1 pseudogene is annotated in these 279 nt (G+C 51.3%); it reads right to left on the reverse strand.

What is annotated here, in order from left to right:
* Window positions 1–279: pseudogene (locus tag SB660_RS20025) on the reverse strand (cytochrome P450); the annotation flags it as partial.

The raw sequence follows: 279 nt of genomic DNA on the forward strand, positions 1-279 counted from the left end.
GCCATTCCTTATACTTCGGATGCTCATGAAGCGCCAAAGCTGAAAACACCAGAAAGTAAGAAATGGCGACAATAGGCCGCAATACATTAATCAGCTCAATGGCTGCCATGCGGGAATCCAGCTGGCTTCCATCTTCTTGTGTGTGAAAAGCCATTTCATGCAGCGCTGTTCCGGGAGTCGTTTTCAGCAAGCCGGCACGAGCATCTTCAATCATGACTTCAATCCACTCTTCCGCACGCGGCCTTGCTCTTCTTCCCTTCCAATGCCGCGGTCCCACAG

This window comes from Bacillus sp. SIMBA_005 (genome assembly GCF_046535585.1).
GTDB classification, from domain to species: Bacteria; Bacillota; Bacilli; order Bacillales; family Bacillaceae; genus Bacillus; species Bacillus pumilus.